Consider the following 12,939-nt stretch of genomic DNA (forward strand, 5'->3'; position numbering starts at 1 on the left):
ATGCGCCCTCACCTCCTTGCCGCGCTGGCCCTGCTGCCGCTGACCGCAGGCTGCGGCAGCGTGCTCCGTTCACACTATGCCGCGCCCGCCGTGCCGGTCGCCGCGAACTGGGATGCGGGCGTGCTTGGCGCGCCGCAGAAGGCCGGCGCACCGTGGTGGAACGAGTTCGACGATGCCGCGCTGACTGCCCTCGTCGACCGGGTCCTTGCCGACAATGCCGACCTCGCCGCCGCCGGGCTACGCCTCAAGCGCGCGAAGCTGTCGTCGGACCTCGCACGGCAGGCATTGTTGCCAAGCCTGTCGGCCAATGCCTCATCCGACGCGTCCAAGGCGCTGGAAGGCGGCTCGGCGTGGAGCAAGAGCAGTTCCGCCTCGCTCGGCACGTCGTGGGAGATCGACCTGTTCGGCCGCCTCGATGCGCAGGCCGACGCTGCCCGCTGGGAAGCGCAGGCCACCGCGCAGGACCTTGCCGAAACCCGCCTCGCACTCGTCAGCACCACGGTTCAGGCATGGTGGCAGCTGGCCTACGCCAACGAGCAGATCGCGCTGGGTGAACAGAGCCTTGCCTATGTACGCCGGGCGCTGGAACTGGTGCAGCGGCAATACGATGCAGGCGCCGTCTCCCGCCTCGAACTGCGCGACGCGCAGCAGACCGTCGCGTCGCAGGAGTCCTCGCAAACGCAGCTGGTGCAGGCCCGCGTCGAAGCGCTCAAGACCATCGCCGCGCTGCTCGCCCGGCAGGATTACGATGGACAGGAACCTCAGGCGCTACCCCAGGCCGATCTCCCCGCCATCGCTGCGGGCGTCCCTGCTTCCCTGCTCGCCAACCGCCCGGACCTCGCCGCCGCCGAACTGCGCCTGCGTTCCACGCTGGCGACGAGTGACGCAACGGTGGCGAGCTATTACCCCAGATTCAGCCTGACCGGCGCGCTCGGCACCGCCAGCGCATCGCTGCTCAAGTTCTTCACCAACCCGGTCGCGAGCCTCGGCGGCGCGCTGTCGCTGGCTGAGCTGAACCCGGCCAAGGTGCGCCTGGCCACCGGCGTGGCGCGAGCCGACTATGACATCGCCGTACAGGACTTCCGCCAGACATTCTACAACGCCCTGCGTGACACGCAGGTCTCACTCTCGGCACGCGACCAGTACATCCGGCAGGCTCAGTTCACAGCGCAGAACTACGAAGCCGCCGTCGATGCAGAGGCGCTATATGAACGCCAGTACCGCGCCGGACTTATTCCCCTGCGCGATTGGCTCGACGCGCAGGAACGTGCCCGCAGTGCGCGCAGCGGCCTCATCCAAAACCGCTACAACCGGCTTGTCGCCCAAGTGCAGGTCTATCAGGCTCTCGGCGGTCAGATTCCCTCAGCGGGAAGCTAGGCGCAGCGCCTTTGCGCCCACCCGCCGGTCTATCATCGCTGCAATTTCGGGATCATCCTTCCACACGGCGCGAATCCGCGGGATCAGCGCGGCGTCGCCCCACGCCTCTTCCGCCCGATCGGCCGCTTGCAGGAGATCGACAACCGAAGCTCGTTCGCGTTGCAAAGATGCGACGAGCACCGGCCATGCCCGGCTGCGCGACCCGTTGGCTACGTCGGCCAGTGCCTGCTTGTAGACTACATCCAGCAGCCGCCCCTGCCTTGCACGGACCAGTTCCGCTGCTTTGGTGAGCAGTCGATCATCGGCCCGTACTTGCGCGAACCGGGTAAAGTGACGCACGTAGCCGACACCGTCTCCATCGACGAGGGCAATCACTGCCAGACAATCCTGGGCAACCGGAAATTCAGGATGGCTTGCAGCGATCTCCTTCAGCGTCGCGGTGGCGATCGCATCCTGTCCTGCCGACCACCGCGCCCAGGCAAGATCAGTGCGGATTGCAATCGAGTCCGGCTCCAGCATTGCCGCGCGCTCCAGTTGCGCCAGCGCCGGACCATGGTCGCCATGGTCACTGAGAATATTACCATACCAGAAATGCGACAGCACATCGTTCGGATCGAGGGCGAGCGCCCGCGCAAAACGCCGCTGCGCCAGCGCGAAATCGCGATCCCGCCAATAGGCGATAAAGCCCAGCAGGCGATGCCCAGAGGCTAGGTCCGGATCCAAGCGCACCGCTGCCGCAGCAGCTTCCCGCGCCTGCCTGAAGGCATCCGCATCCGCCCTTCCCCCGAACTCGCGCGAGAGGATCAGCGCTTCGGCAAGACCTGCATGACCCGGCGCGAAGCCAGGAGCCTGCGCCGTCACCCCTTCGAGCAGCCCGATGGCCCGCTCCAGCCCGGCTGTCTCCCGATCAGCGACAAGATCCTGCGCCACCAGCAACCGTCCGCCGATGGTCGGGTCGGACGGCAATTCCGAAGGAACGCCCGTCGCCGCCGAGGCACTTCCGGTTATCGTGTACGTATTGCTCGCAGCGGCCATGAACATGCCTGCCGCGGCAAGCAACGCCGCCGCCATCAGCACGCCCTCGAAAGCCGCAAAAGGACGCAGTGCGGATACCGGCATGTCATCGGAAGATTCGCGCGGAGGCAAATTCCCCGGCGACGCTGTATTGCTTGCGACACCTGCCCTGGTGCCCCCACCTGAACCGGTTCGCATCGACGGCACGTTCATCATGGAACCCACCATTTCGCTTTCGGGCACCCCCTGATGCCCTCCACCAAATGTTTAGGCTCCAAATCCCGAACACCGCATCCACCATCTGTTTAGGCCCGGCATCTTTTCAGACCGGAGAAATCGTCCCGAAACGATGCACCAGACTGGAAAGTCCGGCGAAACTACGTGTTGCCGTCTTTTCGTAAATTCGATGGAGATGCGTGCGCGCGGTCGCGCGCGCCATACCCTGTCGATCGCCGATCGCGGTGATGTCGCCAGTATCGACAGCATCCTTCAGCACCCGCAATTCCGTGGCAGTCAGTCCGTAAAGACTACCGATCGCATCGAAAGCGATGGCGCGGGGCAAGTCCACGCGGGTCACATGCACCGCGAACGTCGCCGCAGGCCCATCCGCAAGATCGCCGAAGCGAGTCGTGTCGAGCCGCCGCGCTTCGAGCAGCACACGAACCGTGGATACATCGTCCCTGAGTACCACTTCCACCGCGACCGGCTCCTCGTGCTTGATCGTCCGCGCGATGGCGCTGCCCAACACGCCCTCACCCACCGGCTCGCCGATGCGCAGGCGCAGCAGGGGTACGAGCGCCGGGGCCGCCTCAAGCAGGACGTGCTCAGCGCTCAGCAGCATGACGGAACTCCCCGCACTTCCTGCAAAGGCGCGATCGGCCGCGGCATGTTCCTGTGCACGCACGAGATGGCTCTGTATATAGATGGCGCGCCGCAAGTGCGGCACCAGCACCGCAAGCTTCGCGCATTCCGCTCTAGTGTAACGCTCTGACGGCATGCGGCGCAGCAGCGCAAGGCTGGCAACGATGCCTGGCCGCTTGATAAGGTTCACAGCCAGGTTGTCGACGATGCCCTGCGGAGCGAGATATTCGCGATAGAACGCGCTCTCGCGCACTTCAGGCATCTGCAGCAAGTCCCAGGCGGGCTGGCATTCGCCTTCCGGAATGGCATGAAGGTGCGGCAACAATACGTCCTGCGCCGCATAAGTCTCGACATAGCGGTTCAACCAGACCGGATCGTTGCCGAACTGGAACTGAAACCCGACCTGCCGGTCCGGATCGCTCCAGCCGATAAAACCTGCCTGCGCCCCCATTGCGACGCCAAGCCGCTCGATCAGTCCGGGAAAGCGCGTACGATCAAAGGCTGCGTCGTAAATTTCCCCGATATCGAACGCCATGCCCTACCCTGTTAACCCGGGACGATACCTCCAGTTTGCCGCTTGTACGGGAATTGTCGAGCCTCGACCCGCCCCACCTGTTTCTCTGTGGGTAATTTGCCCCACATTTTGTCTTCTGCCCTCTGGCTGACTGCTCTGTACCGGGCATAATGCGCAATATGATCGAGCCCGCAAAGACGCAGCGCATTTCCGCCAAGGGAGAAGCGACGCGCAATCAGATTCTCGACGCTTCCGAAGTGCTGTTCGCCCAAAGCGGCTATCTTGGCACCTCGCTGCGCGACATCGCCCAGGAAGCGGGCGTGCGCATGGGACTTGTGCATTACCATTTCGGCAACAAGCACTTGGTCCTCGATGCAGTGCTGGAGCGCAAGCTGGATCTGCTGCGTGACACCATCGCTGCCAGCTTCGCACGCGCCGAGGAAAACGGGGCCAGGGAAAAGGTCGCGAACGAATCTGACAAGCCGGGGCTCGGGCCGAAGCTGGGGCTGGAACAGATCGTCACAGCGTTCATCCTGCCTTTCCTGCAGTCCGCCTCGCGCTCCGACGACCCCTTGCGCAACTACATTGTCATGACCTCGCACTTGATGAGTTCATACCGCCTGCCTGAACTGCGCCCGATCCTCGCCAAGCTGTCGGTGGTTTCGCAGCTCCTGATCGACCGCCTGCGCAAGTACCGTCCCGACATCCCCGAACGCGAACTGCTGGCCGGAATCTACCTTATCGAGGCAGCACTCGTGTTCATGGTCCAGGATCCCGGTTTTCTCGATGACATCAGCCAGGGTCACCACTCGGTCGCGCGCCTGGAAGACATGGCAGGTCCCGCCCTACGCTTCTTCTCCGGTGGACTCGAAAGCCTCCGCGCACCGTGATCACAACAACCAGCTGATCGGCAAACGCGACGCAAAGCCGATGAGCAGACTGTCTAGGAAGCCCAGCCCCGGCTCACGCGCGCCGCTGCCCCGCTCGCCTGTCCAGTGCAGCCTGTCCCGCTCGTCGAGAGTAACTTGATAGGCCGCGCCAGGAACGATCGTCTCGAACGCTTCCGCCACCTGCCCGGCCAGTACGGGGCTGTAGATCACGAAGCCTAATTCCGTATTAAGCCGGAGCGAACGCGGGTCGAAGTTGAACGAGCCGACGAACAACCGCTCTCGATCCGCAGTGATCGTCTTGGCATGGATTGTCGCCGCGCCCGAGCGCAGAGCCGCGAACGAGCCGCTCCCGCTTGGTCGCAGACGGCTACCGATACCGAGACGGTTACCTTGCCGCCGCTGCTTCTTCGATGGCGCATCTCGCACTTCCGCCACCGTCTCGAACAATCGCACACCCGCGCGCAAAAGCCGCCTGCGCCAGGGTGCGTATCCAGCATGGACCAACGCTACGTCGGTCGCGGAATAGCCGTTGGTCAGGACCGTCACCTTTATACCCGAACGGGCATAATCCGCCAACTGACGTGACCCCTGTTCACCCGGCACGAAATAGCCTGATACGATTGTCATTTCCCGCGCGGGCCGGCCAATCGCCTCGTCGAGCTTTCCCGCCAGCAGATTGCGGTACTCGATGTCGCGCACGACTTTTGCCGGATCATCGCTGATCATCCGCACTTGCGCCCATTCGAACGTGAGCGTGCCTTCGACCACCTCCTTCACGAGCGGCAGGCTGCGGATACGCTCGACATAGCGGCGAGCGGACGCATCGCTCTCCACCACCGAGGCTCGCGAGCGCAGCTTCGCACGCTTGTGGCGCCCTACGATCGGCAGGATCTGGCGCGCGGGATAGGCCGATTCGCTGGTCCAGTAGCGCTCGAAGTCAGCTTCCACGTCGCGCGCGACGGGGCCGATGGCAAAAACGTCGAGGTCGGCGAAAAGCGCACCGTCGCCCGCTCCGAAATATTCGTCGCCGATGTTGCGGCCACCGACAATCGTAACCGCGCCATCGACCGTGAAGCTCTTGTTGTGCATTCGTCGGTTAAGCCGGCCGAAATCCACAAGAAAACCGATCGCCTTGGGATAGCGGATACGGAAAGGATTGAAGAGGCGCACCTCGATATTGCGATGCATATTGAGCCCTGCGAGCACGCCATCGAGCCCGGCGATGCCGTTGTCATCGAGTAGCAGCCGCACCCGCACCCCACGCTCGGCGGCCTCGTGCACGGCCTCTAGCAGCAACGTCCCGGTGCGATCACCATGCCAGATATAATATTGCAGGTCGATCGTGCGCTCGGCCGCCTTCAGTAGCAGCAGACGCGCCGCAAAGGCATCGACCGCGTCAGGCAAGAGATGCAAGCCCGATAGCCCTGGACGTCGGGCTGCCCGCTCTCGCGCAACGCGCCAAAGCGTGGTCTCTGCATTGGCAGGAGACGGCAAGTCGGGAGAAGCACGGCGACGAGGAAGCCGATTGGCGCGAATCAGTCCGAAAGCTGCGGCGCCCAGGCCGGTCATTGTAAGCAGCGTTACCTGCCATTGCCGCATAAGGGCCATTCACATACCTCGATCTCACCCGCCACGCCGTGGTAGGGGAGAGGACATGCAAACCCAAGCCTCATAGCGTGAGGCCGCTAACAGATTATATGTGATGATTCAGGAATTATGGTAGCGGAGGAGGGACTCGAACCCCCGACACGCGGATTATGATTCCGCTGCTCTAACCGACTGAGCTACTCCGCCATACCATTCCGCTGCTAACAGCGGTTCCGATCTGGTGCCCCGTTGCTGCGGGGCAGGCCGCGTCCTCTAGGGGCAAGGTTCGCATCGGTCAACACCGAAAAAGCACCTTCAACGCCGAAAAGATACGAGGCGGATCGGGCGCCACAGGCCCTCCTCCCAGGCATAGAGTCCGAAGCCGCGAAAACGGAATGTGCGCGGCTGCAATTGCTGCGCCAGTTCCGCCTGCAGCGCCCTCGCCGCCTGCGCCGTCACCTTGTTCTGGATCGTCACGTGAAGGCGTAGCGGCTGTGCGTCCTGCTGGGTGAGCAGGCCGTGCATGCGCTCGGCGATCTCCGCGTGGAGCGCCACCATTTCAGGGCTTTCGATGGAAAGAGCCGTGCCAGTGCCCAGCTTCATCAGCCCCTCGATCCGCGCTGGCGGCGGCGCGGCGCGGGCAAGGTCGCTCAGAAGGTCGATCAGTTCCTCTTCGACCGATGGCGGCAGCGCATGGAACAGCGTCACATGGGCGCGCAGGCGATTACGCTCGGGCGGGTAATGCGCACGCCTGAGGGCGTCCGCCCAGCCCAGCACGTCGGACGGCAGTTCCGCAGTGACGAGCAAAGGGGCGCCCGCCTTGCGCGGGCCGGTCGCGACCCAGTTTTTGGCGGGCCAGTCAGGCGATTGTTCGGTCATCGTGAAACTCCGCTGCCCGTCCCGAATCCGCCCCGATTGCCAGACAGAGCGACGCAGGGCAAAGTTCGGCCCGGGAGTGCATGAAGGGGGAAGCAGATGCGAACGTTCCGCGTGATCTCGATAATGATCCTGATCTGGAATTTGATCGGCGATGCCGCTTATCTGATGCAGGTCAACGCCGATCTCGACGATGTCGCGAAGACGGACCCGGTCACCGCACAGGCCTTCGGCTCGATGCCCGCATGGGCGTGGGCCGCTTATGCCGTGGCGGTCTGGGGCGGCACGCTGGGCGCGATCCTGCTGCTGATGCGCCGCGAGATCGCGTGGGTGTTCTTCTCGGCCTCGCTGGCGGGCGTGGTGGTGCAGTTCGGCTGGAGCTTCCTCGGCTTCGGGATGATCGCGGCCAAGGGGTGGTCGACGGCGGTGTTCCCGGCCGTGATCTTCGCCATCGCCCTCGCCTCGCTGCTCTATGCGCGGGCGAAGGCAAGGAACGGAACGTTGAGCTAAGTTACAGCTCGCCCCTTTGACGGCGAATGGCGAACCACTTGGCGACGTTGCGGTTGTGCTCGGCCAGAGTGCCCGCGAAGGCGTGGCCGCCGGTACCGTCTGCGACCATGTAGAGCGCGTCGGTCTTCGCCGGGTTCAGCACCGCCGCGATCGATTCGCGGCTGGGGTTGGTGATCGGCCCCTTGGGCAGTCCGACCATCGTGTAGGTGTTGTAGCCGTTGACCGCCTGGATTTCCGACTGGAGGATGCGGCGGCCAAGGCGCTTGCCCTTGGTGATCGGGTAGATGATCGTCGGGTCGGCCTGAAGCAGCATGCCGGTCCGCAGTCGGTTCGAGTAGAGCCCCGCCACCATGCGCCGTTCGGACGGCTTTCCGGTTTCCTTCTCGACGATCGAGGCGAGGACGATCGCCTGCTCGGGCGTCTTTACGACGAGGCCCTTGGCGCGGTTCGCCCAAAGTTCCTTGAGCGTGCGGCTCATCGCCGCCTGCATGCGCCGCACCAGTTCCTCGCGCGGCTCCCCGTTCTCGAAGTTGTAGGTGTCGGGCAGGATCGAGCCTTCTTCCGGCACCGCGACGTCACCGGTCAGCGCGGTCTGTGCCTTGAGGCGATCGTAAACCATCACCGAAGGCATGCCTTCGGGGATCGTCACGAAGCGGCGGATGATCTCGTCGCTGGAGATGATCGCCAGCACGGCCGAGGGGCTGGCGTGCGCGGGAATGGCGAACTCGCCCGCCTTGATCCCGCTGCCGCCTCCGAACACGCGGGCGCGCAGCTTGAAGCCGGAAGCGGAGGCGATCACGCGCTGCTTCTCCAGCCTGTCCGCAACGTCCCCAAGGCTGGCGCCGGTGGGGACGACGAAGTGCTTGTCTTCTTCCAGCGGGCCGGAGCCGTACCAGCCGCCGAAGAAGGCCCAGAGGCTCCCGACGAAGAGTACGGCGACGACTGCCGCCAGGCCGCATCCGCGCCGGGAGATCATGGGCTTAGTCGATCTTGCGCATCACGAGGCTGGCGTTGGTGCCGCCGAAGCCGAAGCTGTTGTTGAGCACCGCGCGCACTTCGCGCTTGCGGGCGACGTGCGGCACGAGGTCGACGCCCTCGCAGCCCTCGTCCGGATTGTCGAGGTTGAGCGTCGGCGGCACGATCTGGTCACGCAGCGCGAGGATGCAGAAGATCGACTCGACCGCACCCGCGCCGCCCAGAAGGTGGCCGATGGCCGACTTGGTGGAGCTCATCGAGACATTGCCGATGGCATCGCCGAACAGGCGGCGCACGGCGCCCAGTTCGATGGTGTCGGCCATGGTCGAGGTGCCGTGGGCGTTGATGTAGTCGATGTCGGCAGGCGTCATGCCGGCCTTCTTCAGCGCCATCTGCATCGAGCGGTAGGCGCCGTCGCCGTCCGGATGCGGGGCGGTGACGTGGTAGGCATCGCCCGACAGGCCATAGCCGATCACTTCGCAGTAGATCTTCGCGCCGCGCGCCTTGGCGTGCTCGTACTCTTCCAGAACGAGGACACCGGCGCCCTCTCCCATCACGAAGCCGTCGCGGTCCTTGTCGTAGGGGCGGCTCGCCTGTTCCGGGCGGTCGTTATAGCTGCAGTTGAGCGCACGGGCCTGCGCGAAACCGGCGATGCCGATCGGGCAGACGGTCGATTCGGCGCCGCCTGCCAGCATGATGTCGGCGTCGCCGTCACGGATCATGCGCGCGGCATCGCCGATCGAGTGCGCGCCGGTCGAGCAGGCGGTGACGACCGCGTGGTTCGGACCCTTGAGGCCGTACTTGATCGAGACCTGGCCCGAGATCAGGTTGATGAGGCGTCCGTGGACGAAGTGCGGCGAGACGCGGCCCGGGCCCTTCTCGGCCAGCACCAGCGATTCGCTCTCGATGCCCGGCAGGCCGCCGATGCCCGAGCCGATCGAGCAGCCGGCCATGAGCTTGTCTTCCTCGCTCATGTCGGTCAGGCCCGCGTCCTCGAGCGCCTGGCCCGCGGCGTCGATGCCGAAGACGATGAAGGGATCGACCTGGCGCTGGATCTTATGGTCGACGCGCTTTCCGGCGTCGAAGCCGTATTCGTGATCGGCGGGCTTCACTTCGCACGCGATCAGGCACTTCTGGCCCGTGGTGTCGAACTTGGTGATCGGACCTGCGCCCGACTTGCTCGCGAGGATGTTGGCCCAAACGGTCTCCACGTCAGCGCCCAGGGGGGTGACGAGACCAAGTCCGGTTACGACGACACGACGCATATGCTCTCCGAAAATCTCAAATGGCCGCATCCGGTCGTCGGGAAACCGACGGCCCGAAAACGGCGACAGGCCCGCCCCCTTAAAGGGCGAGCCTGCCGATTTCAATCCGGTGTTGCATTCACGCCCCACTCCTCACGAGCGGAGCGCCGAAATGCAGGCCCGAAATCAGACCGAAGGGATTAACCCTTGTTCTCTTCGATGTACTTGATGGCATCGGAGACGGTGCTGATCTTCTCGGCGGCATCGTCCGGAATCTCGACGCCGAATTCTTCTTCGAACGCCATGACCAGCTCGACGATGTCGAGCGAGTCGGCGCCCAGATCGTCGATGAAGCTGGCGTCCTCGGTGACCTTCTCGGCTTCAACGCCGAGGTGCTCGACGACGATCTTCTTAACCCGATCGGCGGTATCGCTCATTTGTATAGACCCCTTCGAAAATAGGCGGGTTTGAATTACGCTAGTCGCCCTAAAGACTGGGCGGCGCGCTGGCAAGAGCCTTGGATCAGGCCCCGAATGTGACATGTCCCGCGTTATCCACGGTCCATGCCGGATTCCAAGCGATTTCCCACGCATGGCCGTCCGGATCGGCGATATAACCGCGATAGCCGCCGTGTGGCGGGCGATCGGCCGAGCGCAGAACGGTGCCGCCCGCCGTCGCAAGACGGGTCATGGCGTCGTCCACCGCAGATTCGCTTTCGACGTTGTGCGCCAGAGCGAAGCTGCCTGTCGGTGCGCAGGGACGGTTCATGTCCGCCTCCAGCTTTTCCTTCTTCCAGATGCCGAACACCAGCCCGTTCATCTGGAAGAATGCGATCTCATCGATCTCGAACACCGGCTCCCAGCCAAAGCCGTCGCGGTAGAACGCTCTGGATCGGGCCACGTCGGCGACGCCGAGGGTAATGACGGAAATCTGCTGCTGCATGAGCGGGAGAACGCCGACCGCGCGGCCGGGTTCCTCCCGCTCCCGGGCAGATCACCCCGCGTCGGACGTAGCGGCCTTGGCCTGCGCCGCAGCGGCCTGCTTGACCGGCTCCACCACGCGCAAGTGCAGTTCGCGCAGTTGCTTGGGCTCGGCGTGGCTCGGCGCGTTCATGAGGAGATCCTCGGCGCGCTGGTTCATCGGGAACAGCGTGATCTCGCGCAGGTTCTGCGCGCCGCACAGCAGCATCACGATGCGGTCCACGCCGGCTGCCATGCCGCCGTGCGGCGGGGCGCCGTACTGGAACGCGCGGTAGAGGCCGCCGAAGCGATCCTCCACGTCCGCCTGCGTTAGGCCGGTCATCTCGAACGCCTTGACCATCAGTTCGGGCGACTGGTTGCGGATCGAGCCCGAGGCGATCTCGAAGCCGTTGCAGACGAGGTCGTACTGGTACGCCTTGATCGTCAGCGGGTCCTGGTTCTCCAGCGCGTCCATCCCGCCCTGCGGCATCGAGAACGGGTTGTGCGCGAAGTCGACCTTCTTGTTGTCCTCGTCCCATTCGTAGAACGGGAAGTCGACGATCCAGCACAGCTCGAAGCGGTCCTTGTCGATCAGACCCAGCTGCTCGCCCACGCGGGTACGCGCGAAGCCCGCCAGCTTGGCGGCCTGCTCTTCCTTGCCTGCGGCGAAGAACACGCCGTCGTTCGGGCCGAGACCGAGCGCCGCGATCAGCGCGGCGGTCTTTTCCTCGCCGTGGTTCTTGGCGATCGGGCCGCCGGGGACGCCGTCCTTGATGTTGATGTAACCGAGGCCCGAGTAACCCTCGCCGCGTGCCCAGACGTTGGTGTCGTCGAAGAATTTGCGGCTGCCAGCACCCGCGCCCGGAGCCGGGATCGCGCGGATCGTGCCGCCATTGGCGACGATGCCCGCAAAGATGCCGAAGCCGGATTCGACGAAGTGTTCGGTCACGTCCTTGATCAGCAGCGGGTTACGCAGGTCCGGCTTGTCCGAACCGTAGTCCAGCATCGCCTGCGCGTGCGGGATGCGGCGGAACTCACCGGCCGGGGTGACCGGCTTGTCGCCCGCGAATTCGGCGAAAGTGGCGCGCAGCACCGGCTCCATCGTTTCCCAGACTTCTTCCTGGGTCACGAAGCTCATTTCGAGGTCGAGCTGGTAGAATTCGCCCGGCAGACGGTCGGCGCGCGGGTCCTCGTCGCGGAAGCAGGGTGCGATCTGGAAGTAGCGGTCGAACCCCGCGACCATCAGCAGCTGCTTGTACTGCTGCGGCGCCTGCGGCAGCGCGTAGAACTTTCCGGCGTGGATGCGGCTCGGCACCAGGAAGTCGCGCGCGCCCTCGGGGCTGGAAGCGGTCAGGATCGGCGTCGAATATTCGGTGAAGCCGGTGTCTTCCATGCGGCGGCGCATGTCGCGGATGATCTGCGTGCGCTTGACGATGTTGGCGTGCAGCGTCTCACGACGCAGGTCGAGGAAGCGGTACTTGAGGCGGATGTCCTCCGGGTACTCCTGCTCGCCGGCGACCGGCATCGGCAGTTCCTCGGCCTTGCCCAGCACGGTGGCGACGCGCGCGTAGACCTCGATCTCGCCCGTGGCGAGGTTGGGGTTCACGGTGCCCTCGGTACGCGCCTTCACGGTGCCCTCGATCGTTACGACGCTTTCCGCGCGCAGCGAATCGAGCACGGCGAGCGCCGGGCTGTCGCTGTCGGTCACGACCTGGGTGATGCCGTAGTGATCGCGCAGGTCGACGAACAGGACGCCGCCATGGTCGCGCTTGCGATGGACCCAGCCCGAGAGGCGCACGGTCTGGCCGACCTCGGCCGCGCTCAGGGCGCCGCAGGTGTGGGAGCGGTAGGGATGGGTCATGACGGGCTCTTTTGGTCGAATGGAATAGTTGCGGCCCCACTAAAGGAGTGCCGCAGCGATTGCCAGATGGGGATTCGCGTAAAATCCCCGTCATCCCGGCGCAGGCCGGGAACGCTTGCGGTCTTCAGGCATTGGCCGGGAGCCTCGATGCAAGGTGGGCTGTTCATCGCCAGCGGTGCCGGCCCGCGCCGGGATGACGGCGGTAACTCCAAATAAACCATTTGGTGAATATGCTCCCGCGCACGGGTCGCCACACCAAAAAAACCGGGAA

At 64.6% G+C, this 12,939-nt stretch carries 12 protein-coding genes and 1 tRNA gene; 3 read left to right on the forward strand and 10 right to left on the reverse strand.

What is annotated here, in order from left to right:
* Window positions 1-1,377: an efflux transporter outer membrane subunit gene (locus QRN25_RS05525; protein ID WP_285017876.1), complete on the forward strand. Its 1,377-nt coding sequence runs from the start codon at window positions 1-3 to the stop codon at window positions 1,375-1,377.
* On the opposite strand, the gene QRN25_RS05530 is transcribed toward QRN25_RS05525, so the two are convergent.
* Together QRN25_RS05530 and QRN25_RS05535 are read right to left on the reverse strand one after the other, a co-directional pair.
* On the reverse strand, window positions 1,363-2,634 hold the full coding sequence (locus tag QRN25_RS05530; RefSeq protein WP_285017877.1) for a tetratricopeptide repeat protein: 1,272 nt from the start codon (window positions 2,632-2,634) through the stop codon (window positions 1,363-1,365). The two genes, QRN25_RS05525 and QRN25_RS05530, sit on opposite strands and share 15 nt — an antisense overlap.
* A gap of 79 nt (window positions 2,635-2,713) precedes the next feature.
* Entirely contained in the window at window positions 2,714-3,787 is a 1,074-nt protein-coding gene (locus QRN25_RS05535) for a helix-turn-helix transcriptional regulator (protein WP_285017879.1), read from the reverse strand.
* A 158-nt stretch (window positions 3,788-3,945) separates the two neighbouring features.
* On the opposite strand from QRN25_RS05535, the gene QRN25_RS05540 reads away from it, so the two are divergent.
* Complete coding sequence (locus tag QRN25_RS05540) at window positions 3,946-4,656, forward strand: TetR/AcrR family transcriptional regulator (RefSeq protein ID WP_285017881.1); 711 nt, start codon at window positions 3,946-3,948, stop codon at window positions 4,654-4,656.
* On the opposite strand, the gene QRN25_RS05545 is transcribed toward QRN25_RS05540, so the two are convergent.
* The 3 genes from QRN25_RS05545 to QRN25_RS05555 all read right to left on the reverse strand — a co-directional run bounded on the left by QRN25_RS05545 (window position 4,657) and on the right by QRN25_RS05555 (window position 7,122).
* Window positions 4,657-6,060 carry a phospholipase D family protein gene (locus QRN25_RS05545; protein WP_271181583.1) on the reverse strand — a complete coding sequence of 468 codons (1,404 nt, stop codon included), beginning with the start codon at window positions 6,058-6,060 and terminating at the stop codon, window positions 4,657-4,659.
* 313 nt (window positions 6,061-6,373) lie between these two features.
* Window positions 6,374-6,450, reverse strand: a tRNA-Met gene (locus tag QRN25_RS05550).
* 108 nt (window positions 6,451-6,558) lie between these two features.
* The gene (locus tag QRN25_RS05555; protein ID WP_271181584.1) at window positions 6,559-7,122 is read right to left on the reverse strand and encodes a 2'-5' RNA ligase family protein; all 564 of its coding nucleotides are present in this window, start codon (window positions 7,120-7,122) and stop codon (window positions 6,559-6,561) included.
* Between the two features lie 96 nt (window positions 7,123-7,218).
* On the opposite strand from QRN25_RS05555, the gene QRN25_RS05560 reads away from it, so the two are divergent.
* The gene (locus QRN25_RS05560) at window positions 7,219-7,629 is read left to right on the forward strand and encodes a sugar transporter (RefSeq protein ID WP_285017884.1); all 411 of its coding nucleotides are present in this window, start codon (window positions 7,219-7,221) and stop codon (window positions 7,627-7,629) included.
* A 1-nt stretch (window position 7,630) separates the two neighbouring features.
* On the opposite strand, the gene mltG is transcribed toward QRN25_RS05560, so the two are convergent.
* From mltG to aspS, 5 genes are all read right to left on the reverse strand, one after another.
* The gene (mltG, locus tag QRN25_RS05565; RefSeq protein ID WP_285017885.1) at window positions 7,631-8,605 is read right to left on the reverse strand and encodes an endolytic transglycosylase MltG; all 975 of its coding nucleotides are present in this window, start codon (window positions 8,603-8,605) and stop codon (window positions 7,631-7,633) included.
* Window positions 8,606-8,609: 4 nt separating this feature from the next.
* The gene (gene fabF / locus QRN25_RS05570; RefSeq protein WP_211150220.1) at window positions 8,610-9,869 is read right to left on the reverse strand and encodes a beta-ketoacyl-ACP synthase II; all 1,260 of its coding nucleotides are present in this window, start codon (window positions 9,867-9,869) and stop codon (window positions 8,610-8,612) included.
* A gap of 179 nt (window positions 9,870-10,048) precedes the next feature.
* Window positions 10,049-10,285, reverse strand: a complete 237-nt coding sequence (locus QRN25_RS05575) for an acyl carrier protein (RefSeq protein ID WP_007679564.1) — start codon at window positions 10,283-10,285, stop codon at window positions 10,049-10,051.
* An 85-nt stretch (window positions 10,286-10,370) separates the two neighbouring features.
* Window positions 10,371-10,790 carry a VOC family protein gene (locus tag QRN25_RS05580; RefSeq protein WP_285017886.1) on the reverse strand — a complete coding sequence of 140 codons (420 nt, stop codon included), beginning with the start codon at window positions 10,788-10,790 and terminating at the stop codon, window positions 10,371-10,373.
* 51 nt (window positions 10,791-10,841) lie between these two features.
* Entirely contained in the window at window positions 10,842-12,668 is a 1,827-nt protein-coding gene (gene aspS / locus QRN25_RS05585; protein ID WP_285017888.1) for an aspartate--tRNA ligase, read from the reverse strand.
* Window positions 12,669-12,939: the final 271 nt, after the last annotated feature.

This window comes from Novosphingobium sp. fls2-241-R2A-195 (assembly GCF_030209485.1).
GTDB lineage: Bacteria > Pseudomonadota > Alphaproteobacteria > Sphingomonadales > Sphingomonadaceae > Novosphingobium > Novosphingobium resinovorum.

Coding starts and splice junctions, on each gene's coding strand:
- QRN25_RS05560 (WP_285017884.1), top strand. CDS start 7,219: ATGCGAACGTTCCGCGTGATCTCGATAATGATCCTGATCTGGAATTTG.
- QRN25_RS05580 (WP_285017886.1), bottom strand. CDS start 10,790: ATGCAGCAGCAGATTTCCGTCATTACCCTCGGCGTCGCCGACGTGGCC.
- QRN25_RS05555 (WP_271181584.1), bottom strand. CDS start 7,122: ATGACCGAACAATCGCCTGACTGGCCCGCCAAAAACTGGGTCGCGACC.
- mltG (WP_285017885.1), bottom strand. CDS start 8,605: ATGATCTCCCGGCGCGGATGCGGCCTGGCGGCAGTCGTCGCCGTACTC.
- QRN25_RS05525 (WP_285017876.1), top strand. CDS start 1: ATGCGCCCTCACCTCCTTGCCGCGCTGGCCCTGCTGCCGCTGACCGCA.
- aspS (WP_285017888.1), bottom strand. CDS start 12,668: ATGACCCATCCCTACCGCTCCCACACCTGCGGCGCCCTGAGCGCGGCC.
- QRN25_RS05540 (WP_285017881.1), top strand. CDS start 3,946: ATGATCGAGCCCGCAAAGACGCAGCGCATTTCCGCCAAGGGAGAAGCG.
- fabF (WP_211150220.1), bottom strand. CDS start 9,869: ATGCGTCGTGTCGTCGTAACCGGACTTGGTCTCGTCACCCCCCTGGGC.
- QRN25_RS05535 (WP_285017879.1), bottom strand. CDS start 3,787: ATGGCGTTCGATATCGGGGAAATTTACGACGCAGCCTTTGATCGTACG.
- QRN25_RS05575 (WP_007679564.1), bottom strand. CDS start 10,285: ATGAGCGATACCGCCGATCGGGTTAAGAAGATCGTCGTCGAGCACCTC.